The organism is Variovorax sp. V15 (genome assembly GCF_041154425.1).
Classification (GTDB): domain Bacteria; phylum Pseudomonadota; class Gammaproteobacteria; order Burkholderiales; family Burkholderiaceae_C; genus Variovorax; species Variovorax guangxiensis.
The window spans coordinates 3,665,252-3,687,236 of sequence record NZ_AP028659.1 but is presented as its reverse complement, the minus strand read 5'-3'; the positions used below and the strand labels follow the sequence as shown (position 1 = coordinate 3,687,236).

Here is a 21,985-nt window from a genome sequence, read left to right as displayed (position 1 = left end):
TCTGCCGGGCCGCTGGTGTTGCCCCTTCGAGGGGGTGGGCGTAGCGACACGAAGTGCGCGAAGCCTGGGGGTGGGTCAGAAGTACCCGTCTTTCTTGCGCTTCTCCATGGAAGCTTCCGAAGTCATGTCGTCCATGCGGGTGGCGCCGCGCTCGCTCACGTCGACCGACAGCGTCTCGAGCACCACGTCGCTCGCGTCGGCCGCCAGGCTTTCCACCGGGCAGGTGGTGGTGATGTCGCCCACGGTGCGGAAGCGCACGTCGCGCACCTGCACCGTCTCGCCGTCGCGAGCGGGGGTCAGCCCGGTCACCGGCACCAGCAGGCCGCGGCGCTCCACCACTTCGCGCTTGTGCGTGTAGTAGATCGAAGGCAGGCCGACTTCCTCACGGGCGATGTACTGCCACACGTCGAGTTCGGTCCAGTTCGAGATCGGGAACACGCGGAAGTGCTCGCCCGGGGCGAGGCGGGTGTTGAACAGCGTCCACAGCTCGGGGCGCTGGTCCTTGGGCTGCCACTGGCCGAAGCTGTCGCGGTGCGAAAAGATGCGCTCCTTGGCGCGCGCCTTCTCCTCGTCGCGGCGGGCGCCGCCGATCAGCGCATCGAAGCGGAATTCTTCAATGGCTTCCAGCAGCGTCACCGACTGGTGCGCATTGCGCGACTCGCCGGGGTGCGCCAGGCGCACGGTGCCGCGCTTCATCGAGTCCTCGACGCTGCGCACGATCAGCTCGGCACCCAGTTCCTTCGCGCGACGGTCACGGTACTCCGTGACCTCGGGGAAGTTGTGGCCGGTATCGATCATCAAGAGCGGGTAGGGAATGCGCCCGACGCCGAAAGCCTTCTCCGCGCACTTCAGCAGCACCAGCGAATCCTTGCCGCCCGAGAACAGCAGGGTGGGGCGTTCGAAGGCGGCCGCCACTTCGCGCAGGATGAAGATGGTTTCTTCCTCCAGCGCGTCGAGGTGCGTGTTGGACAGGTGCGCCGGCGGCAGCAGCAGTTCGGTTTCGGTTCGGGCGTTCATCGGAGGATGGGGTGCTGGATGCGGTAGGTCGATGCGGTGCAGGGGCTCAGTGCGCGAGGTGCAGTCCGCACTCGCGGTTGTCTTCGCCCTTGGTCGGGTCGACGTAGTCGAAGTTGTTGGGCAGGCCGTGCTTCACGCAGTACTCGTGCAGGTCCTTGGAAGACCAGTGCAGCAGCGGCGCGACCTTGATCAGCCCGTCGGGGTTGATGCTGACCGGGTCCATCTGCGCACGCACGGCCGTGTCGGTGGCGCGCAGCGCGGTGAACCACACTTTCGGCGCCGTCTCGCGCAGGGCGCGCGCGAAGGGCTCCAGCTTCACCTCTTCGGTGAATGCGGCGTGGCGCGGGTCGTCCAGCGCGGGTGTCGGGCCTTCCACCGCCTCGCGATGGGCGCGCGAGCGGCGCGGCAGGTAGATGTGCAGGTCCAGGCCCAGCTGCTTCGTCACTTCGTCGGCGAAGCGGTAGGTGGCCTCGGTGTTGTAGCCGTTGTCCATCCACACCACCGGCACGTCGCGCTTCACCTGAGTGACCAGATGCAGGATCACAGCCTCGAAGGGGCGGAAATTGGTGGTGACGATGGCCGGCTGGCCCAGGCCGAGTGCCCAGTCCACCAGGCCCTGCGCGTTTCGGCCGAGTTCGGCGTTGATGCGTTCGATGTCGATGCTCATGTGCGGTGCTTTCCTGCGCTCTCAGTTGCCGGCCGCGAAGTGCGGCGCGGTCTTCACCGCGTCGCCCTGGTAGAAGGAAGCGAAGCGGTCGAACTGGCGCTGCGCGTCGGTGGCGTCCACGCCTTCCTTGAGCACGGCGCTGGAGAAGCCGGTGCGCTCCATCTGCACGAGCTGGTCGATCAGCACGTCGCCGGTGGCGCGGATGTCGCCGGTGAAGCCCAGGCGGCGGCGCAGCAGGAAGGCCTGGCTGTAGGCGCGGCCGTCGGTGAACTTCGGAAAGTGCAGGTCGATTCGCTCGATGTCGGCCAGGCACTCCTCGATGGCGAGCGGGTCGGCGTCGTTGGCCAGCTGCAGCACCTTCGGGTCGCCGTCGTCGACGTGCTCTTCCGCCGAGAGAATGTTCAGGGTCTTCTTCATGCTGCTTCCTCCACCTTGAAACGTGCACCGTTGGCGGCGGCCTTGAACGCGTCGTGGCCGACGCGGCGCAGCGTGTCGATGAAGTTCTCGCCGCTTTCGCGGGTGTCGCGGTAGGTGTTGAGCACGGCCTCGATCACGCCGGGCACTTCTGCCGCCGAGAACGAGGGGCCGACCACCTTGCCGGCCTGCGGCGTGCCGCTGAGCGCGGAGCCGTCGGAGCCGCCGAGGGTGACCTGGTACCACTCCTTGCCGTCCTTGTCGACGCCGAGGATGCCGATGTGGCCGCTGTGGTGGTGGCCGCACGAGTTGATGCAGCCGCTGATGTGCAGGTCGATCTCGCCCAGGTCGTCGAGCTCGTCGAGGTCCTGGTAGCGCTCGGTGATGGCTTCGGCCACCGGAATGGAGCGTGCGTTGGCCAGCGCGCAGAAGTCGCCGCCGGGGCAGGCGATCATGTCCGTCAGCAGGTGCACGTTGGCGCTGGCGAAGCCGGCGGCGCGGGCTGCGATCCACAGCGCGTGCAGGTCTTCGGCATGCACCCAGGGCAGCAGCACGTTCTGGTCGTGCGTCACGCGGGCTTCGCCGGCCGAGAAGCGGTCGGCGAGTTCGGCGATGGTGTCGAGCTGGTCGGCCGAGGCGTCGCCGGGCGCCTGCTTCAGGCGCTTGAACGACAGCGTCACGGCGCGCAGGGCCGGGTTCTTGTGCGGCGCCACGTTGCGCGCCAGCCAGCGTGCGAACTGCACGTCGTCGGCGGCGTGGTGGCGCAGCTCGGCGTCGGTCTTCTCGGCGCTCTGCAGCACGCGGGTGGCGAGCGCGGGCGGCACGAAGGACGCAGCCACGCGGTCGTACTCTTCCTGCGTGATGGTGTGCGGCGCGCCGTCGTGCTCGAGGATCTGCTTGTACTCGGCCTCGACATCGTCGATGTAGCGCTGCCCCTCGGCCTTCACCAGGATCTTGATGCGAGCCTTGTAGATGTTGTCGCGCCGGCCGTACCGGTTGTAGACGCGGATCACGGCCTCGAGATAGTTCATGATCTGCTGCCACGGCAGGAACTCGCGCAGCACCGTGCCCACGATGGGTGTGCGGCCCATGCCGCCGCCCACCTGCACGCGGAAACCCACATCGCCAGGGGCGATGTTTTGTGATGCATCGCCGGCTTCGTGCTTCACCACGTGCAAGCCCACGTCGTGCCAGCCGGTGGCGGCGCGGTCCTCGGTGGCGCCGGTGATGGCGATCTTGAACTTGCGCGGCAGGAACGCGAACTCGGGGTGCAGCGTGCTCCACTGGCGCATGATTTCCGCGAACGGACGTGGATCGGCCACCTCGTCGACGGCGATGCCGGCGCGCTCGTCGCTCGTGATGTTGCGGATGCAGTTGCCGCTGGTCTGGATGCCGTGCATGTCGACCGAGGCCAGCAAGTCCATCACGTCGGCCGACTTGGCCAGCGGAATCCAGTTGTACTGGACGTTCTGGCGGGTCGTGAAGTGGGCGTAGTGGGTGGGCAGCTTGTGGCTGCCGAGCAGGCCCTGCGTCTCGATGGCCTTCTTGTAGACCTCCGCCTCGGGCTCGTCGTATTCGCGGGCGATGCGGGCCAGCACGCGCAGCTGGCGGCTCGACAGTTCGCCGTAGGGCACGGCCACGCGCAGCATCGGCGCGTAGCGCTGCACGTACCAGCCGTTTTGCAGGCGCAGGGGGCGGAACTCGTCTTCGGCGAGCTTGCCCTTCTGCCAGCGCTCGAGCTGGTCGCGGAATTGGGCAGCCCGCTGGTGGACGAACTGGCGGTCGAATTCTGTGTATTGGTACATCGTGCGTTTGTCTTGAGGGAAGTGCGGTGCCGCGCGCGTAGCGGGTACCCCAGCAAGAAGGCGCGATTGTCCAAGCGCTCCTTATGGAACCAAACTATTTTTTGGTTCGCGCTTTATGCGGATAAGCTTATTCGCCAGTATCCATGCGGGTTTCCGGACGGTTTGATGCTTATTCCGGATAAGGCGAGGCAGCCGGAGCGAAGAGTCCGGCAAGGCGTTTCCGGGCACGCGCCTGCCCGGTGGCGGAAAGACGGAGGGCCGGGCAGCGCCGGCCGTCATCCGCTCAATCCAGCGGCAGATCGGCCTTCTTCGCCAGCGTCTGCCAGCGCTGGAGTTCCTGCACCACGAAGGCCGTGGTCTGCTCCGCCGTGGCGGGAGCCGGCGTCACGCCCGCGGCCGCGTAGCCCGACTGCACCTCGGGCTTCTGCAGCGCCTGCGCAATCGCCGCGTTGAGCGCACGCACCCGCTCGGCCGGCACGCCCGCGGGCGCGGCCACCACGAACCACTGGTCCGCGTCGAAACCGGGCAGGCCGGCTTCGCGCAGCGTGGGCACATCGGGCAGCGCAGGCGAGCGCGTGGCAGTGGTCACGCCGTACGCATGCAGCTTGCCCGACTTGATGTGCGGCAGCACCGGCGTGATGCCGAGCATGCCCAGCTGCACCTGCCCGCCGACCACATCGGTGGCGGCCTGGCTGCCGCCCTTGTAGGGCACGTGGACGATCCGCGTGCCGGCGATCTGGTTCATCAGCTCGCCGGCCAGGTGCTGGCTGGTTCCGTTGCCGGACGATGCGAAGCTGAAGGCCTTCGGGTCCTTGCCGGCGGCGAGCAGCGCGGCCAGCGTGGGCGGCATCGGGCTGGCCGTGGTGCCCACCAGCACCATCGGCCCCTTGGCCAGCGTGGCCACGCCGGTCAGTTCCTTGCCGATCCGGGGCACGGGCATGCTGGTCAGGATCGGCCCGGGAATGGTGACGACCGTCAGCCCGTCATGCGGTGCCCGTGCGGCCGCCTGCAGAGCGATGGCGCCCGCGGCGCCGGGCCGGTTGTCCACCACCACCGGCTGGCCGAGCGCCTGCTCGACGTGGCGCGCCACGAGGCGGGTCAGGATGTCCACGCTGCCGCCGGCCGGCTGGCCGACCAGCCAGGTCAGCGGGCGGGCACCTTGGGCAAAGAGGCGGGGAGAGGCCGCGAGCGCGACGGCGCCACCCAGGGCGGCCATTGCATGACGACGGGAGACGGAAGGCATCTTGTTCATGGGAGCTCGCTGTTCATCAGGTTAGTCGTCAAGCTGGCCGGGCGGCGTGTTCGGATGCCGCGCGAAGCTGTCCTGGAACGCCTTCACCAGCTTGAGCACCGGCCCCAGCACCCAGGTGTTGTAGACCAGCACGTCGGTCGTCTCCTTCGGGTCGCGGGTGATGTTGAAGAGGTAAGGCGACTCCAGCTTGCCCTTGCCTTCGTTGACCTCGGGCTCCCAGTAGAAGTGCAGCTTCCAGTCGCGCCATTTCACTGCCCGCAGCTCGTTCTTTATGTAGAAGGGAAAGGCCTCGCGGGCCGACTTCTCCTGCTCGCCCAGCAGGAAGGGCAGTTGGTCCACGCCGTCGATAGGTCTGTCCTGCGGCAGCTCGGCACCGGCCACGCCCGCCAGGGTGGTGAAGAGGTCGGTCACGTGCACGATCTCGTTGCTCACCCGGCCGGGTGCGATGCGGCCCGGCCAGCGCGCGATGAAGGGCACCCGCAGGCTGCCTTCCATGGCGGTGTGATAGGTGCCGCTCCAGGGGCCGGCCGTGCCCCGGTAGGGAGCGCGGAACTCGGGGCCGTTGTCGCTGCAGAAGATCAGCAGCGTGTCCTCGGCCGCGCCCATCTCGTCGAGCGCGCGCACCACCTGGCCCACGCGGTGGTCCATTTCCACCATCGAATCGGCGAAGTCGCCTGCGCCCGTGCGGCCGGCGAACTCGGGGTGCGGCAGCGTCGGGAAATGCAGATGCACCAGCGGCAGGTAGAGAAAGAAGGGCTTGCCGGCCTCGCGCTGGCGCCGCATGAAGCCGATGGACATGTCGACCAGGTCGGCGTCGATCTGCCGCCGCGCTTCCAAGTCGTACACCTTCACGCCTTCCGAGGGCTCGCCGCTGCGGCCGCGCATGATCCAGGGCAGCTCCACCACGCTGGGGTCGAAGCCCACCGTCGAGGTGAACTGGCTCTCGTCCGTGGTGCGCGGAATGCCGTACCACTCGTCGAAGCCGCGGTCCGACGGAAAGCGCCCCGGCACGTCGCCCAGGTGCCACTTGCCGTAGTGCGCGGTGGCATAGCCCCGGGCAGAGAGCAGCTGGGCCAGCGTGATCTCGCGCCGCGTCAGCCCCTGCGGAAGGCCCGGCGGCACCGACTGCAGGCAGCCGGTGCGGATCGGGTGGCGCCCGCTCATCAGCGCGGAGCGGGTCGGCACGCAGTCGCTCTCCACATTGAAGTTCTGCAGCAGCAGGCCCTGCTTTGCGAGGGCGTCGATGTTCGGCGTGGGTGCGCCGCGCAGCGCGCCGCCGCCGTAGCAGCCCAGCTCGCCCCAGCCGAGGTTGTCGGCGACGATGAGCACGATGTTGGGAGAGTAGGAGGGTGAGGGCATGGCGATGGGCTCCGGGATTGGCGTTTTCGGAATCTAAGTGCCGGTGCTTCCCAGGCTCATTCCCAAGTCATCACTGAGTCATAAACTCGGGGAATGTCCCTGTCGATGCGCGATGTCCAGTATTTCCTCGCCGTGGCCAAGACCGGCCTGCTTTCCGCCGCGGCCGACGAGCAGGGCGTGACCCAGCCCGCCTTGACCAAGGCCGTGCGCCGGGTCGAGGGCGAGTTCGGGCTGCAGCTGTTCGAGCGCAGCGCGCGCGGCATGGTGCTGACTTCGGCCGGGCAGCGGGTCGCCGAACAGGTGCGGCGCCTGCAGGCCGACTACGCCGACACCGTGTTGCTGGCCAACGAGATGCGGGCGCAGCAGGCCGGGCTGCTGCGCGTGGGCGTTACCGATACCACCTCGGGCAACCGCGTCGCCGCTGCGTTGGGCACGCTGCTGAACCAACGCCCGGGGCTGCGGGTGCGCCTGCGCGTCGACCGCTCCGACACGCTGGCCACACTCGTGCGCGAAGGCGAGCTCGACCTGGCGCTGGTGCCCGCCTACGAGGGCCAGCCGCTGGACGCCGAGCGCACCAAGGTCGACAACGACCCGATGCTGCCGCTGGTGCGAACCGGCCATCCGCTGACGCAGCGCTCGCGGGTCTCGCTGGCCGATGTCACGGCCTACGGATGGATCTCGGGCCCGGCCACGTCGGCCGCCTTCAAGGCGATCACCGACATCTTCGCGCGCAACAACCTCGCTGCGCCCCGGGTCGTGATGGAAGTGCCGTTCGCGTCCGAGCTGAACCTGTCGGTGCTGGCCGCGACCGACCTGGTCACGCTGGTGCCGCGTTCCTTTATGCGGCATGCCGACGACAGCCGCTTCGCGGTGCTGCCAGTGCCGGCACTGCGCGTGCCGCGCGCGGTTGTGCTGCTTTCGCGCCCGGGCTCATCGTGGTCGCCGCTGATGCAGGCGCTGCGCGACAGCCTGCTGGCGCTCAAGGCCGCGTCGGCCTGAGTTGTTTGGATTGGGTCGTCGCGCCTCAGCGCAGCATCGACGACATCGCCGAGCAGCAGTTCAGCATGCGCACGGCCGCCTCCACCGTCGGCGCGGTGAAGCGCAGGGTGACGCCGTCCACGCGCTCGAAGCTCGGCCACTGGCAGAACAGGTCGGCCAGCGCGGAGGTCTGGGCGCGCAGCGTCACCGTCTGCGGCCCTTCGAAGACGAGCGGCTTGGCATTCGCGCGGGCCGCCAGTGCTTCTTCCACGCCCGCACGGATCGCCCGGCGCGACTGCTCGGGCGAGAGCGACACGCCACTGGTGCAGCCCGTGGCCTTCTTCGTTTCGACGAAGGTGGCGTGCGGGAAGAGCGGGCGGTTCTCGGCGATGAACACGTCGTCGCCGCTGGCCATCACCACCGGCACGCCGTATTCGCCGGCCAGCGCGCCGTAGAGCCCGGCCTCGCCCAGTTCCTCGCCGCCGAGCGAGATGCCCGCGAACGCGAAGCTGTTGATCGTGTGCGCGAGGATGCCGCGCCCCTGCGCGCGCGAGTGGTAGCCGACCATGCACAGAGCGTCCACGCCTTCTTCCACGCCCGCCACCATGCTCAGGTACCGCGGCTTGCCCTGGATCACGCGGGCGCGTGCGTCGAGCAAATCCGGCGGCATGTTGCGAAAGCCCCCGTGCGAATCGTTCACCAGCACCTCGGTCGCGCCCGCGTCGAAGGCGCCGGCGATGGCTGCGTTGGCCTCGTGCGTCATCAGCAGCCGCGCGCGCTCGTATTCGGGGTTGCCCGCGCGCACCTGCTCGGAGTGATAGACGCCGGCGACGCCTTCGATGTCGGTGGAGATCAGGACTTTCATGGGTGAAGGCTCGCGCTCAGGCGTGGTTTGAGAAGAGGGTGGAGGCGGGCAGCACGTCGGCCAGCGAGGCGCGGTGGTTGCCGTCGCGGCCGGTGACGGCGGTGGCGCGCCAGAGGGCATGGATGATCGCCTGCTCGGTGCTGTCGGCCGCGGCCTGGAACAGGCCGTCGAGCAAGCCGTCGTGCAGCATCGCCACGGCGGGCATCGGCCGCTCGACGCTGTCGGGCACGGTGTAGGCGGTGGAGAAGGCCAGCACGATGTCGCCGCTGCCGTGCCCGAAGACCGAGCCCGTGCGGGCCAGCCCGGCGCCGGCGCGCAGCGCGAGGCGGCGCAGCTGGCGCGCGTCCAGCGGCGCGTCGGTGGCCACCACGATGATGATCGAGCCCTTCTCGGCCTCGTTCACCGCCGGCAGGCTGCGTTCGGCCTGCAGCGCGGCGAGCCGTTCGCCCACGGCGTGGCCGGCCAGCAGCAGCTGCGGCTGGCGCCCGTAGTTCGCCAGCACCAGCGCGCCGACCGTGTGGCACAGGCCCTCGCGCGCCGACACCCGCCGCGAGGCGCTGCCGATGCCGCCCTTGAGCTGGAAACTCGACATGCCGCGCCCCGCGCCGACCGAGCCCTGCTCGAAGTCAGGGGTGGCGCCGGCCAGCGCGTGCAGGTAGTCGGCCTCGCTCACGGCCATGCGCTGGATGTCGTTGAGAAAGCCGTCGTTGCACTCGAACACCAGCGGATTGACCGTGGGCAGCGTGCGTCCGCATTCGGGGTTGTCGGCCACGCAGCGGCGGATCTGCGCCGCCGCCACCGCGCCGACCGAGAAGGTGTTGGTCAGCGCGATGGGCGTTTCGAGCACGCCCAGTTCTTCGACCTGCAGCAGGCCGACGCTCTTGCCGAAGCCGTTGAGCACGGCCACGGCGGCCGGCACCTTGTCGCGGAAGAGGTCGCCGGCGTGCGGACGGATGACGGTCACGCCCGTCTGCACGGGGCCGTCGGCCAGCGTGCGGTGGCCCACGGTGACGCCTGCGACGTCGGTGATGGCGTTGCGTTCGCCCTGGAGCAGGCTGCCGATGAAGGGAAGGGAGGCCTGCTGCTTGCTGGAAGACATGAAGAAGGAGAACCGGATTTACTGGCGGTCGATCTTCGGATCGAGCGCGTCGCGCAGTGCATCGCCCAGCAGGTTGAAGGCGAGCACGGTGAAGAAGATGGCCAGGCTGGGGAAGAGCGCCACGTGCGGCGAGGTCACCATGTCGGCGCGGGCCTCGCTGAGCATCGCGCCCCATTCGGGCGTCGGCGGCTGCGCGCCCATGCCCAGGAACGAGAGGCTGGCGGCCGTGATGATAGAGGTGCCCACGCGCATCGAGAAATACACCACGATCGACGAGATGGTGCCCGGCAGGATGTGCCGCACGATGATGGTCCAGTCCGAGGCGCCGATGCTGCGCTCGGCCTCGATGTAGGTCTGCTGCTTCAGCACCAGCGTGTTGCCGCGCACGAGGCGCGCGAAGGCCGGCACGCTGAACACCGACACAGCCACCACCACGTTGGTCATGCTGCTGCCCAGGATGGCCACCACGCCCAGCGCCAGCAGGATGCCGGGGAAGGCGAAGAGCACGTCCGAGATGCGCATCACGATGCGGTCCCACCAGCCTTCGTAGTAGCCCGCCAGCAGGCCGAAGGCGGTGCCGACGATGCCGCCCAGCACCACCGACAGGAAGCCCGCCATCAGCGAGATGCGCGCGCCCATCAGGATGCGGCTGAAGATGTCGCGGCCCAGCGGGTCGACGCCGAACCAGTGCGCGGCTGAAGGGCCGGTGTTCAGCATGTCGTAGTCGAAGAAGTTCTCCGGATCGAAGGGCACGATCCACGGCGCGAACACCGCGACGAACACCAGCAGCAGCACGAAGAGCGCGGCGACGATGCCCACCGGCTGCTTCTTGAAGCGGCGCCAGCACTCGCCCCAGGGCGTGCGGACCTTGCCGGCGGTTTGAACGGCCACGACCGGTGGCGCGATGGTTTCGGCAGGCACGCCGGAAGCTTGTTGCGTCATGGCTGCTTGCTCACTTGTATCGAATAGTCGGGTTGATGTAGCCATAGAGCACATCCACCACCAGGTTGATCAGGATGAATTCGAGCGAGAACAGCAGCACCAGCGTCTGGATCACGGGGTAGTCGCGCATCTGCACCGCATCGACCAGCAGGCGGCCGAGGCCGGGCCAGTTGAACACCGCCTCCACAAGAATGGAGCCGCCCAGCAGGAAGCCGAACTGCAGGCCCATCATCGTCACCACCGGAATGAGCGCGTTGCGCAGGCAGTGCTTGATGATCACGGCGCGCTCGCGCACGCCCTTGGCGCGCGCGGTGCGCACGAAGTCTTCCTGGATCACCTCGACGAAGGAGGCCCGCGTGAAGCGCGCCATCACGGCCGCCACGGCCGCGCCCAGGGTGATGGAGGGCAGGATGTAGTGCTTCCAGCTGCTGGCGCCCACCGTGGGCAGCCATCCGAGCTGGACCGAGAAGATCTGCATCAGCAGCATGCCGAGCGCAAATGCGGGAAAGGAGATGCCCGAAACCGCGAGCGTCATGCCCAGCCGGTCGGGCCACTTGTTGCGGTACACGGCCGAGACGATGCCGATGGCCATGCCGAAGATCACCGCCCACACCATGCTGGTGATGGTCAGCATCACCGTCGGGAAGAAGCGCTCGCCGATCTCGGTCGCCACCGGCCGCCGCGTGCGGATGGAGGTGCCGAAGTCGCCCTGCAGCATGTGGGTGAAGAAGTTCACGAACTGCTGCGGCAGCGGCTTGTCCAGCCCGAGCTCCGCGCGGACCATGGCCACGGTCTGCTCGTCGGCGTCCTGGCCGGCGGCGAGACGCGCCGGATCGCCGGGCAGCATGTGGACGAACAAGAACACCAGCACCGCCACGATGAGCAGCGTGGGGATCAGGCCCAACAGTCGTTTGAGGAAGTAATTCAGCATGGCATCAGGAAACAGTCACCCTCATTCGGGGAACACCGCGGAACCGGCTTTGCCGGGCCGCAGGTGTTGCCCCCGGCGAGGGGGTTGGCGTAGCGACACGAAGTGCGCGAAGCCTGGGGGAGTACTTAGTTCGACACGGCGATGGCGTCGATGTTGATGTTGCCGTCAGGCATCACGAACACGCCCGACAGACGCTTGGCGTGCGCCGACAGGTTCTGCTCGGTGATCATCGGCACGCGCGGCAGGTCCTTGCGGATCTCTTCCTGCGCGGTCTTGTACAGCGCGGCGCGTTCCTTCTCGTCGGTGGTCACCAGCGCCTTGGCCAGCGAGCTGTCGACCACCTCGCTCTTGTAGAACGACATGTTGTTCAGCTTCGGAGCCCAGGCTTCCGAGGCGAACAGCGGGCGCAGGCCCCAGTCGGCCTCGCCGGTCGACGACGACCAGCCGGTGTAGTACATGCGGACCTTGGCCGTCTTCGGATCGGGCCATGCATCCACCTGCTCGGTGCGCTGGCCCACTTCGAGCGCCTGCACCTGCAGCTTGATGCCGATCTGCGCGAGCTGCTGCTGCACGAACTGGATCGTCTTCTGCGAGGTCGTGTTGTTGTAGGCGCTCCACAGCACCGACTCGAAGCCGTCGGGGTAGCCGGCTTCCTTCATCAGCTCCTTGGCCTTCTTCAGGTCGTAGGGAATGGGAGCCATCTTCTCGGCGTACTTCACGCCCTGGGGCAGCACGCCCTGCGCCGGGAAGGCATAGCCGCCGAACGCCACCTTGGCCAGCGCCTCCTTGTTGATGGCGTAGCCGATGGCCTCGCGCACCTTCGGGTTGTCGTAGGGCTTCTGCAGCATGTTGAATGCCAGGAAGCGCGTGATGATCGAGGGCGTTGCCACCACTTCGAGCTTGTCGCTCTTCTTCAGCAGCTCGGCCTGTTCATAGGGAATGGGGAATGCGAAGTCGGCCTCGCCGGTCTGCAGCATCGCGGCGCGCGTGTTGTTCTCGAGCACCGGCTTCCACGAGATGTTGTCGACCTTCGGGTAGCCCTTCTTCCAGTAGCCGTCGAACTTCTTGGCCTTGACGGCTTCGGTCTGCTTCCACTCGACGAACTCGAAGGGGCCCGTGCCCACTGGGTGGAAGGCGATGTCCTTGTTGCCCCACTTCTTCAGCGCGGTGGGCGAGATCATGGCGGCCGATGCGTGGGCCAGCGAGTTGATGAAGGGGCCGAAAGGCTCCTTCAGCGTGATGCGCACGGTGCTCGGGTTGACCACCTCGACCTTGCTCACGCGGTTGAACTGGTTGTAGCGCAGCAGCTTGTTGTCCTGGTTCAGCACGCGGTCGAGCGTGAACTTCACCGCGTCGGCGTTGAAGTCGGTGCCGTCGTGGAACTTCACGCCGGTGCGCAGCTTGATCGTGTAGACCAGGCCGTCCTTCGACACTTCGTAGCCCTCGGCGAGCACGTTCTGCACCTTCAGGTCCTTGTCGAACTGGAACAGGCCTTCATAGAAGGTCTTGGTCACGGCCGTGGTGATGGTGGTGTTGGTGTTGTACGGGTCCAGCGTTTCCGGCTGGTAGCCGATGGACAGCACCACGTCTTTCGCGGCCAGTGCCGTGCCCGAGGCGGCCAGCGCGGCCAGGCCCAGCAGTGCGGATGCCCATCGCAGGGAGGAGGAAGCTTGTTGCGTCATGGAAGAACTCCAGTCGGTTCGAGGAAAAAAAGCAGGAGGGCCTGCGGGTTGAAAAAATTGATTGACCGTTCAGAACGCACCGCCGATGGCGTGCTGCGCGACGAAGTGACCCGGCGCGACCTGCACCAGCGGCGGCACCACGGGCTCGTCGCCCACGGCGCGGATCGGGCTGGGAATCTCGCCTTCGAGCAGCGCGCGCGGCTTGTGGCGGCGCGACGGGTCGGCCACCGGCACCGCGGCCATCAGCTTGCGCGTGTAGGGGTGCTGCGGCGCCTCGAACACCGCGCGGCGCGGGCCGATCTCGACGATCTGGCCCAGGTACATCACGGCCACCCGGTGGCTGATGCGCTCCACCACCGCCATGTCGTGCGAGATGAAGAGGAAGGCCACGCCCAGCTCGCGCTGCAGGTCGAGCATCAGGTTGACGATCTGCGCCTGGATGGACACGTCCAGCGCCGACACCGATTCGTCGGCCACCACCACCTTGGGGTTGAGCGCCAGTGCCCGCGCGATGGCAATGCGCTGGCGCTGGCCGCCCGAGAACTCGTGCGGATAGCGCTGCGCCGCCTCGGGCGGCAGGCCCACCTTCTGCAGCAGCCAGTCGACGCGCTGCTGCGCCTCGGCGCCCTTGGCGATGTTGTGGATGAGCAGCGGCTCCATGATCGAGAAACCCACCGTCACGCGCGGATCGAGCGAGGCGAACGGATCCTGGAAGATGAACTGGATGTTGCGGCGAAGCGCCTGCAGCTCGCGCGTGGGCAGTTCGCGGATGTTCTTGCCGCCGAACTCGATCGCGCCGCTCTGGCTCTCGACCAGACGCAGCAGCGAGCGGCCGGTGGTCGACTTGCCGCAGCCCGATTCGCCAACCAGCGCCAGCGTCTCGCCGGGGTACAGGTCGAAGCTGATCTTCTCCACCGCATGCACGCGGCGCTTCACGCGGCCGAAGAGGCCGCTGCGCACGTCGAAGCGGGTGACGAGGTCGCGCACGCGCAGGATCGGGCCGGCGTCGGCGCGCACGGTGTCCTGCGGGGTGGCCTGATGGGGCGCCGCGGCGTCGGCGCTGGCCTCGGTACGCAGCAATTCGAACTTGGCCGGCAGGTCGGTGCCCTGCATCGCGCCCAGCTTGGGCACGGCCGACAGCAGCGCGCGGGTGTAGGGGTGCCGAGGCGCCGCGAACACGTCGTCGGAGACGCCTTCTTCCACCTTGTCGCCGCGGTACATCACCAGCACGCGGTCGGCGATCTCGGCTACCACGCCCATGTCGTGCGTGATGAAGAGCACGCCCATGCGCATCTCCTTCTGCAGCTCGCGGATGAGCTGGAGGATCTGCGCCTGGATGGTCACGTCCAGCGCGGTGGTGGGTTCGTCGGCAATCAGCAGCTGCGGCTTGCACGACAGCGCCATCGCGATCATCACGCGCTGGCGCATGCCGCCCGAGAGCTGGTGCGGGAAGCGGTCGAGCACGTTGCGCGCCTCGGGAATGCGCACCAGCTCCAGCATGCGCAGCGCCTCGGCGCGCGCTGCCGCGTCGCTCTTGCCCTGGTGGATGCGGATGGCCTCGGCGATCTGGTCGCCGGCCGTGAACACCGGGTTCAGCGATGTCATCGGCTCCTGGAAGATCATCGCGATGTCCGCGCCGCGGATGTTGCGCATGGCGCTGTCGCGCGCCTGCGCCAGGTCGAGCACCTCGCCGTTGCGGCGGCGGAACATCATGCTGCCGTTCAGGATGCGGCCGCCGCCGTGCTCCACCAGGCGCATCAGCGCCAGCGAGGTCACCGACTTGCCCGAACCCGATTCGCCCACCACCGCGAGCGTTTCGCCATGGTCGACGTGGAAGGACAGCTTCTTCACGGCATCGACCGTGCGCTCGGAAGTCGAGAAGCGAACGGTGAGGTCGTCGACGGCGAGAACGCGGCCGTCCGGCAGGGCGAGGGAAGGGGTGGACATGGGAATGCGAGGAAAAAAGGGGCTGCTGCGTCAGGCGAAGATGGCCGTGAGCGGCGCTTCGTTGCCGCGCGCGTGGCCGCGGTACATGCCTTCGCTGTTGAAGGCCAGGCTCAGGTTGCCGTGGCGGTCCACGGCGATCAGCCCGCCGGAGCCGCCGATGGCCGGCAGCGACTGCTGCACCACGGCGTGCGTGGCGGCTTCGAGCGTCGCGCCGCCGTAGGCCATGCGCGCGCACACGTCGTAGGCGGCGGCGACGCGGATGAACATTTCGCCGCTGCCGGTGCACGACACGGCGGCGGTGCGGTCGTCGGCATAGGTACCGGCGCCGATGAGCGGCGAATCGCCGATGCGGCCCATGCGCTTGTTGGTCATGCCCCCGGTGGAGGTGGCTGCGGCCAGATGGCCGTGCATGTCGAGCGCGACCGCGCCGACGGTGCCGAACTTCTTGTCCTCGTCGAGCGGGGACGGAGTTGCTGCTGCAGCCGCCGCCATCGTCGCGCCTTCATGGTCCGTCACCACGCGGCCCGTGCCGCGCACGCGGTAGAGCTGCTGGCGGCGCGCCTCGGTGGAGAAGAACGAAGGCTCGACCATCTCCAGCCCGCGTTCGCGCGCGAATGTCTCGGCGCCGGCGCCTGCGAGCAGCACGTGAGCGCCGTCTTCGAGCACGGCGCGCGCGGCGCGCACCGGGCGGCGGATGTGGCAGACGCCTGCGATCGCGCCGGCGGCGAGCGTGGCGCCGTCCATCACGGCGGCGTCGAGCTCATGGGTTTCGTCGTGCGTGAACACCGCGCCGTGGCCGGCGTTGAAGAGCGGACACTCCTCGAGCATCTCCACCGCGAGGCAGGTGGCATCGAGCGCGGAGGCGCCCTTGAGCAGCATCGCCTGCGCGGCGGCCACGATGTTCTTCAGAGCATCGTGATAGGCCTGCGCCTGTTCCGCGCTCGTCGTTGCGGCGCTGATGGTGCCGGCGCCGCCATGGATGGCGATCACGGGCACATGGGTCTGGGTCATCGGGAAGCTTTCTTCTTCTTGCTGCCCGCGCCGCTGGGGGCGGGGGCATCGGGTGTCTGGGGTGCTGCCGCGGCGGTTCCGCTGATGCGCTGCAGGCCGTTGGCGCCATGCAGCCAGGGGCGCACAGCCTGCAGGATGCGGCCGGCCGACTGCACAGGGTCGGGCGCGCGCAGCGACACCGCGCTGGTCAGCGCCTCGATCAGCGCGAGCACGCTGGTCTCGCAGTTCGGGCGGTAGCTGGTTTCGGTCTGGCAGAACAGCGCCACGTCGGCCAGCGGCGCCAGCGGCGAGCTGGGCCGGTCGGTGAGGGCGATGACGGCGCAGCCCTGGCTGCGCGCGAGCTGCGCGAGCGAGATGGTGTCGGTCAGGTAGCGGGGAAAGGTCAGGCCGATGAACACGTCCTGCGGCCCCGCGTGCATCAGCGTGCGCGCCGCATGCGTGACGCCGCTCACGCTGGAGAGCATGCGCACGTCGCTGCAGCTGCCGTCCAGCCCGTGCTGCAGCAGCCCGGCGAGCCACGCGCTCGCGCCGAAGCCGCCGATGTACACCGAGCGCGCCTTGCCGATGCGCTCCACGGCCGCCTCGCAGGCGGCGTAGTCGAGCGTCTGGCGCGTCGCGTCGATGTTGCGGCGGCTCTCGTCGAGCGCGGTGGCGAACACCTCGGCCACCGTGGTCGGCCGCTCCAGATTGCCCCGCAGGCGCTCCACCGGCGCCACCAGCGGCTCGAAGCCACGCACGAGCTCGGCGCGGAAGGTGGCGTAGCCGTCGAAGTCGAGCGCCCGAGCGAAGCGGTTGGCCGTGGCCACCGACACGCCCACCACCGCAGCCAGCTCGTCGATGGGCAGCGTCGCCACCTGCAGCGGGTGCTCCAGCACGTAGTCGGCCACCTGCCGGTGCGAGCGCGACAGCCGCGGCAAAGCCTGCGCGATGCGCTGTGCCACGGTGGTGCCTGGGGTATCGAAAGGTGTGCTCATGAAGGGTGCGTTGCGCCCGAAAGTGTGCGTTTTTTGAAAACCAGTTTACAAATATAAGTCAGATAAGAAAATTTTCTGTCATTTTTGATCACGATCGCAAGTAGCGGGCCAGGGGTGAAGGGGATTCGGGAGGTGTAGAGGCGCGCCGTTTCCCTCGTGGAGGGAACGCCCGGGCCGGTGACGGCGTGGTCTCTAGGTATTTCCCCTGATGTCGCTGATTTGCGCCGGCTGAAGGCCCGACTCGTCAAAATCCTCGGCAAATGAGGGATCTGCAATGAATGAGGGGAAGCAACCGGACCGGGGTTCGACGCTGGGCGGACGGATCCTCAAGGTCGACCATGCGGGCGAGCAAGGCGCGGTCAACATCTACAGGGCGCAGATCTTCGTGGCGCAATGGACCGCACCCTCGCTCGTACCGGAGTTGCGTGAGTTCAAGTCCCACGAGGAAAGACACCGGGCTCTGTTCTGGGCAGAACTGCAGAGACGGGGATTGCGCAGTTGCCGCAGCTATTGGTTGTGCGGCATCGGCGGATGGGTACTGGGTCTGCTCACCGGGCTGCTGGGTCGCGATGCCATCGCTGCGACCACAGTGGCTGTCGAGCGCGTGGTGCTGGGACACCTGAAGACGCAATTGCGCGAACTGGCTGGCAAGGACGAAACGGCCGTCCATGTCATCTCGCAAATCGTCGAGGAGGAGCAGTTGCATCACGACCAGTCGGCGTCGCATGTGCGTGCGGGCCATGTGTGGACGAAGTTGCTGAGCCCGGTTGTTGCGGCCTCGACCGAGACGGTAATCTGGCTCGGAATGCGGCTTTGAGTTCGCTTCGATGAGTTCTTCATCCGGGCGATAAACTGCGCCCCGCACGTCGAAAGCTCGGCGTGCTCGGGATTGGCGTCTCGAAGCATCTCTGCGTTTTCACCGGAGGCCATTCATGGCTGCTTCTACTCGCTCGCGTACGCCATCCGCATCAACCCGCTTCGACGCTGCCGAAGCCCTCGCTCTTCAAGCCTGCGACGACATCGACAGTCTTCGCGAAGTGCTCTGCGCCTATACATGCCTTGAAAAGCTCATCGCGCCGCTGGAGGTGGGCGATACAGAACAACTCGGTCCCACGCGCACCGAACTCGGCTCCTTGGTGCGTCTGGTCAATGACGAAATGAGCCGTCGCATCGAAGCTGCCGACAGCGCGACCCGCGCGATGCGTGCGGCGTTGTCGGGGCCGGAGGCAGGCTGAGCGCAGCGCGGCCTTGGTGCGGATCAGGCGCTGACCGGATTCATCGGCGATGGAGGCTGCGGCCTCTCAGCCCGCGACTTCCTTTTGCATGAACACGCTCAGCGGATCGTCCGGGTACGTCCCGAACGGTCCGCGCCGCGCATAGCCCGCGCGCGCATAGAACGAGAGCGCCTCCGGCTGGCTCACGCCCGTTTCGAGCCTGAACATCGCGCAGCCGCGCGCCTTCGCTTCGCCCTCAAGGAAACCCAGCACTTTCGCGGCGACGCCTTGCCCCCGGTTCTCGGGCCGCACGTACATGCGCTTGAGTTCACCGAAGCCGGGCTCCATCACTATGGCGCCGCAGCCCACGGCCGTGCCTTCGCCATCGCGGGCGACCGCGAACAGCACGTTCGGCGCAGACAGCGCCGCAATGTCGATGCCGTAGTGGCACTCGGGTGGATACAGCGGCTTCTGGTAGGCGTCGAGGTCGTCGATGAGCTGGATGACGTCGGGCTGGGCGGGGCTTTCGAGGGAGATTCGCATCGGGTGATGGTAGCCAGACGCTGGTCTGCCCAATGCGAGAGGTTGCGAGGGTCGGAGCCAGAGAAACCCGCCGAAGCGGGTTGGGTGTAGTCGCTCAGCGGCTGATTCGCAAGGCTTTCAGCCGGCGCTCGGCCTCGCCGGGAGGGATCTTTCCTTCCGCCTCCAGCCTTTTGAGCCGTCGCTCGTCTGCTCTGTCCAGCGCATCTTTCAGGAGCGCCATCTTGCGGTCCCGGCAAGGGCTGCATTCGTAGAAGCTCGTCGGACTGTTCATGCGGTTCATCCTTGCGTCGTACTCGAGAGCAAGAGTTCGTCCGTTGGGCTCGATACCCATGATGAGGATTTTTCCGTTCTTGAACGTGACGTTGGCACCTCCTTCGCACCCCGTGGTATCGGTTTTTTCAGGGTCGTAGGCACTGCGCGAAATCCGGCGCATATGGCGTAGGACAAAAAGAACGTCCTCTTCCGTCAAAACTACATCATCGCAATCGAGAAAATCCTTGTTCTCCCATACCGTTCTGCCCGAAGGTTCTGTGATCTCAACCTTCTGTACACGGCTGATGGGATATCGCCTGTCGGACGCTTGTGCCGGAAACACCGCAGCCGCAATCAGCACTGCCGCTGGAATCAAGAAATCGATGCTTCGTTTCATGGCGTTGGCACCTGCATTTTCCAATTTGCCCCCTGAGCCTCTGTCGGGTTCTTGCGGCTGACCAGAGGATGGCGAAAGACTTCCTCGCTATCGATTCGAATTGCCTCCTGAAGCACGCTGACAAGCCATGAGAGCGATTGATTCTGCGCCGCAGTCGGCTCGTCATAGATTCCACGCCTGCCGCGCAATTCATCAAGAGTCAGTTCTGCTTCTTTCCCAACAGCTTTAAATCCCGCAGGCAATCTGGCCCTTCCGACGATCTCGATCCCGATTGGACTGCGCGCATGTCGCACGCGCGCGTGACTGATCATTCCGTGTTCGTCGATTTCGACAAGCATGGGTTTTCCTCCCTGAAGAATTTGTTGGTTATCGACTCTCTGCAGAAGCCAGGCCTCGCGCATCGGATGAGCGCGAGGCCACGACCTCGCGGCGCATGCTAAAGGCTTAAAAAGTGAACTGGTTGATGACTTCGTCAACCACTTGTGACCCGCTGCGCAAAGCCCATTCGTCCGCAGGGTTGAACGCGCCAACCAACAATGGCCGCGCGGCAGTCCGACCGGTCTGTCGGCCACCTTTCTTCATCCCGAATCCGCAAGCACCAAGGAGCACCACTTTGGAATACCGTCATCTGGGCAAATCCGGCCTCAAGGTCCCCGTACTGAGTTTTGGCACCGGCACCTTCGGGGGCAAGGGCGAGTTCTTCAGCGCATGGGGCAGCACCGACGTGGCCGAGGCGCGCAAGCTCATCGACATCTGTCTCGAAGCCGGCGTGAACATGTTCGACAGCGCCGACATCTATTCGTCCGGCGCGGCCGAGTCGGTGCTCGGCGAGGCGATCAAGGGGCGGCCGCGCGACAGGCTGTTGATCTCGACAAAGGCCACCTTCCGCAGCGGCGAGGGGCCGAACGACGTGGGCTCTTCGCGTCACCACCTCGTGCAGGCGGTCGATGGTTCGCTCAAGCGGCTGGGCACCGACTACATCGACCTGTTCCAGTTGCATGGCTTCGACGCGAGCACGCCGGTGGAAGAGACGCTCTCCACGCTCGACGACCTGGTGCGCGCGGGCAAGCTGCGCTACATCGGCGTGTCGAACTTCTCGGGCTGGCACCTGATGAAGTCGCTGGCCGTGTCGGAGCGCTACGGCCTCGCGCGCTATGTCGCGAACCAGGCCTACTACTCGCTGGTCGGCCGCGACTACGAATGGGAGCTGATGCCGCTGGGCATTGACCAGGGCATCGGCGCCGTGGTGTGGAGCCCGCTGGGCTGGGGCCGGCTCACGGGCAAGATCCGCCGCGGCCAGCCGCTGCCTGCCAACAGCCGCCTGCACGTGACGGCCGACATGGGTCCGCCGGTGCCCGACGAGTTGCTGTACCGCGTGGTCGATGCGCTGGAAAAGATCGGCGCCGAGGTCGGCAAGACGGTGCCGCAGGTGGCGCTCAACTGGCTGCTGCAGCGCCCGACGGTGTCCAGCGTGGTGGTCGGCGCGCGCGACGAGGCGCAGCTGCGGCAGAACCTCGGCGCGGTGGGCTGGAACCTCACGCCCGAACAGGTTGCCGAGCTCGACGCGGCCAGCGCGACGACGCGGGCCTATCCCTACTGGCACCAGCAGGGATTTCTCGAACGCAACCCGAACCCGGTCTAGCGCCTTTCCTAGCCGGGTGTCAGCCCGAGCACCCAGCGCTTGAAGTCTTCCAGCGCCCCGGAGGCCGGCCGGCCTTCGGGGTACGCGAAGTAGTAGCCCTGGGGCACGTCGAGGTGCCGGTCGACCGGAATCACGAGTTCGCCCGTGCGCAGCTCGTGCTCGATCAGGATGCGCGGCGCCAGGCCCACGCCCATGCCGGCGGCCGTGGCCGCCACCACCATGGTGAAGAGTTCGTAGCGCGGCCCGCGCGAGGCGTGCACCGTGTACTCCCAGCCCTGCTGCGCATACCAGTCGCGCCATGCATGGGCGCGCGTGCTCAGGTGCACGTGGCGGCAGCGCTCGAAGCCGGCTTCGTCCCACGGCCCGTGCGCGTCGCGGAAGGCGGGGCTGCAGATGGGCACCATCTCGCCCTCGGAAAAGATCAGCCCGCCGCGCGTGTTCGGCCAGAACTGGTCGCCGAAGTAGATGGCCGCGTCGTAGGCGTTCTCCTGGAAGGAAAAAGGCTGCGAGCGCGCCGACAGGTTCACCGTGATGTTCGGATGCAGCCGGCTGAACTCCGGCAGGCGCGGTATGAGCCACTGCGTGGCGAAGGTGGGCACGACGGCAAGCTCCAGCATGAAGCCCATCTCGTGGCCGGCGCTGATCTCCAGCGTGTCGCGGCGGATCTGGTCGAGGTGGCGGCGGATGCGCGCCGCGTATTCGCGCCCCGTGTCGGTAAGCGTGAGGCGGCGCCGCACGCGCGAGAACAGCGGCACCCCCAGGCGCTGCTCCAGCATGGCCACCTGCCGGCCGACGGCGCTCTGCGTGAGCGCCAGTTCGCTCGCCGCGCGGGTGAAGCTGCCCAGCCGCGCAGAAGCCTCGAAGGCCTGCAGCGCGCCGAGGTTGGGAATGTCTTTTCTCATCGATCGATAGCCAGCAGTTGTCTCGTTGCCGGTGCCGAAGCACCGGTCGTGCCCGGGTCGGATTCCTTCCCGGCTCGCACAACGTTGTGAGT

The 21,985-nt window shown here is 67.3% G+C and carries 22 protein-coding genes; 4 read left to right on the top strand and 18 right to left on the bottom strand.

Annotated features, from left to right (window positions below):
- Window positions 1-75 precede the first annotated feature (75 nt).
- From cysD to ACAM57_RS17385, 6 genes are all read right to left on the bottom strand, one after another.
- On the bottom strand, window positions 76-1,017 hold the full coding sequence (gene cysD / locus ACAM57_RS17410; protein WP_126019247.1) for a sulfate adenylyltransferase subunit CysD: 942 nt from the start codon (window positions 1,015-1,017) through the stop codon (window positions 76-78).
- 46 nt (window positions 1,018-1,063) lie between these two features.
- Window positions 1,064-1,684: a phosphoadenosine phosphosulfate reductase family protein gene (locus ACAM57_RS17405; protein WP_126019249.1), complete on the bottom strand. Its 621-nt coding sequence runs from the start codon at window positions 1,682-1,684 to the stop codon at window positions 1,064-1,066.
- 21 nt (window positions 1,685-1,705) lie between these two features.
- Window positions 1,706-2,101 (bottom strand): DUF934 domain-containing protein, encoded by a 396-nt coding sequence (locus ACAM57_RS17400; RefSeq protein ID WP_126019251.1) that lies wholly within the window; start codon window positions 2,099-2,101, stop codon window positions 1,706-1,708.
- A complete protein-coding gene (locus ACAM57_RS17395; RefSeq protein ID WP_369658297.1) occupies window positions 2,098-3,903 on the bottom strand; it encodes a nitrite/sulfite reductase in 1,806 nt (601 codons plus the stop codon). The genes ACAM57_RS17400 and ACAM57_RS17395 overlap by 4 nt, the downstream gene beginning before the upstream one ends.
- 283 nt (window positions 3,904-4,186) lie before the next feature.
- Entirely contained in the window at window positions 4,187-5,155 is a 969-nt protein-coding gene (locus ACAM57_RS17390) for a Bug family tripartite tricarboxylate transporter substrate binding protein (protein ID WP_369658296.1), read from the bottom strand.
- A 21-nt stretch (window positions 5,156-5,176) separates the two neighbouring features.
- Entirely contained in the window at window positions 5,177-6,514 is a 1,338-nt protein-coding gene (locus ACAM57_RS17385; protein WP_369658295.1) for an arylsulfatase, read from the bottom strand.
- A gap of 93 nt (window positions 6,515-6,607) precedes the next feature.
- Here ACAM57_RS17385 and ACAM57_RS17380 point away from each other — a divergent pair, with 93 nt between their 5' ends.
- Complete coding sequence (locus ACAM57_RS17380) at window positions 6,608-7,513, top strand: LysR family transcriptional regulator (RefSeq protein WP_126019260.1); 906 nt, start codon at window positions 6,608-6,610, stop codon at window positions 7,511-7,513.
- 25 nt (window positions 7,514-7,538) lie between these two features.
- Here ACAM57_RS17380 and ACAM57_RS17375 read toward each other — a convergent pair whose 3' ends face one another.
- The 8 genes from ACAM57_RS17375 to ACAM57_RS17340 form a co-directional block, all read right to left on the bottom strand.
- The gene (locus tag ACAM57_RS17375) at window positions 7,539-8,357 is read right to left on the bottom strand and encodes a M55 family metallopeptidase (protein WP_369658294.1); all 819 of its coding nucleotides are present in this window, start codon (window positions 8,355-8,357) and stop codon (window positions 7,539-7,541) included.
- 16 nt (window positions 8,358-8,373) lie between these two features.
- Window positions 8,374-9,456 carry a P1 family peptidase gene (locus ACAM57_RS17370; protein ID WP_369658293.1) on the bottom strand — a complete coding sequence of 361 codons (1,083 nt, stop codon included), beginning with the start codon at window positions 9,454-9,456 and terminating at the stop codon, window positions 8,374-8,376.
- A gap of 18 nt (window positions 9,457-9,474) precedes the next feature.
- On the bottom strand, window positions 9,475-10,398 hold the full coding sequence (gene gsiD, locus ACAM57_RS17365; protein WP_184638303.1) for a glutathione ABC transporter permease GsiD: 924 nt from the start codon (window positions 10,396-10,398) through the stop codon (window positions 9,475-9,477).
- 10 nt (window positions 10,399-10,408) lie between these two features.
- Window positions 10,409-11,329 carry a glutathione ABC transporter permease GsiC gene (gene gsiC / locus ACAM57_RS17360; RefSeq protein ID WP_126019272.1) on the bottom strand — a complete coding sequence of 307 codons (921 nt, stop codon included), beginning with the start codon at window positions 11,327-11,329 and terminating at the stop codon, window positions 10,409-10,411.
- Between the two features lie 125 nt (window positions 11,330-11,454).
- Entirely contained in the window at window positions 11,455-13,011 is a 1,557-nt protein-coding gene (gene gsiB, locus ACAM57_RS17355; RefSeq protein ID WP_126019275.1) for a glutathione ABC transporter substrate-binding protein GsiB, read from the bottom strand.
- A 69-nt stretch (window positions 13,012-13,080) separates the two neighbouring features.
- A complete protein-coding gene (locus ACAM57_RS17350) occupies window positions 13,081-14,958 on the bottom strand; it encodes a dipeptide ABC transporter ATP-binding protein (protein ID WP_369658292.1) in 1,878 nt (625 codons plus the stop codon).
- Between the two features lie 30 nt (window positions 14,959-14,988).
- On the bottom strand, window positions 14,989-15,969 hold the full coding sequence (locus ACAM57_RS17345; protein WP_369658291.1) for an isoaspartyl peptidase/L-asparaginase family protein: 981 nt from the start codon (window positions 15,967-15,969) through the stop codon (window positions 14,989-14,991).
- Entirely contained in the window at window positions 15,966-16,943 is a 978-nt protein-coding gene (locus ACAM57_RS17340) for a MurR/RpiR family transcriptional regulator (RefSeq protein WP_369658290.1), read from the bottom strand. Before ACAM57_RS17340 ends, ACAM57_RS17345 begins: the two co-directional genes overlap by 4 nt.
- Before the next feature lie 274 nt (window positions 16,944-17,217).
- On the opposite strand from ACAM57_RS17340, the gene ACAM57_RS17335 reads away from it, so the two are divergent.
- Entirely contained in the window at window positions 17,218-17,760 is a 543-nt protein-coding gene (locus ACAM57_RS17335) for a demethoxyubiquinone hydroxylase family protein (RefSeq protein WP_184638297.1), read from the top strand.
- A 115-nt stretch (window positions 17,761-17,875) separates the two neighbouring features.
- On the top strand, window positions 17,876-18,178 hold the full coding sequence (locus ACAM57_RS17330) for a hypothetical protein (RefSeq protein WP_369658289.1): 303 nt from the start codon (window positions 17,876-17,878) through the stop codon (window positions 18,176-18,178).
- A 66-nt stretch (window positions 18,179-18,244) separates the two neighbouring features.
- Here the strand turns inward: ACAM57_RS17330 and ACAM57_RS17325 are convergent, their stop codons facing one another.
- The 3 genes from ACAM57_RS17325 to ACAM57_RS17315 form a co-directional block, all read right to left on the bottom strand.
- Window positions 18,245-18,700: a GNAT family N-acetyltransferase gene (locus ACAM57_RS17325; protein WP_184638293.1), complete on the bottom strand. Its 456-nt coding sequence runs from the start codon at window positions 18,698-18,700 to the stop codon at window positions 18,245-18,247.
- Between the two features lie 94 nt (window positions 18,701-18,794).
- Complete coding sequence (locus ACAM57_RS17320) at window positions 18,795-19,349, bottom strand: hypothetical protein (RefSeq protein WP_369658288.1); 555 nt, start codon at window positions 19,347-19,349, stop codon at window positions 18,795-18,797.
- The gene (locus tag ACAM57_RS17315; RefSeq protein ID WP_369658287.1) at window positions 19,346-19,687 is read right to left on the bottom strand and encodes a hypothetical protein; all 342 of its coding nucleotides are present in this window, start codon (window positions 19,685-19,687) and stop codon (window positions 19,346-19,348) included. The genes ACAM57_RS17320 and ACAM57_RS17315 overlap by 4 nt, the downstream gene beginning before the upstream one ends.
- Window positions 19,688-19,962: 275 nt before the next feature.
- Between ACAM57_RS17315 and ACAM57_RS17310 the strand changes: the two genes are divergently transcribed.
- Complete coding sequence (locus ACAM57_RS17310) at window positions 19,963-20,991, top strand: aldo/keto reductase (RefSeq protein WP_369658286.1); 1,029 nt, start codon at window positions 19,963-19,965, stop codon at window positions 20,989-20,991.
- Between the two features lie 8 nt (window positions 20,992-20,999).
- On the opposite strand, the gene ACAM57_RS17305 is transcribed toward ACAM57_RS17310, so the two are convergent.
- Window positions 21,000-21,893, bottom strand: coding sequence for a LysR substrate-binding domain-containing protein (locus ACAM57_RS17305; protein ID WP_369658285.1), 894 nt, complete (start codon window positions 21,891-21,893; stop codon window positions 21,000-21,002).
- Between the last annotated feature and the right edge of the window lie 92 nt (window positions 21,894-21,985).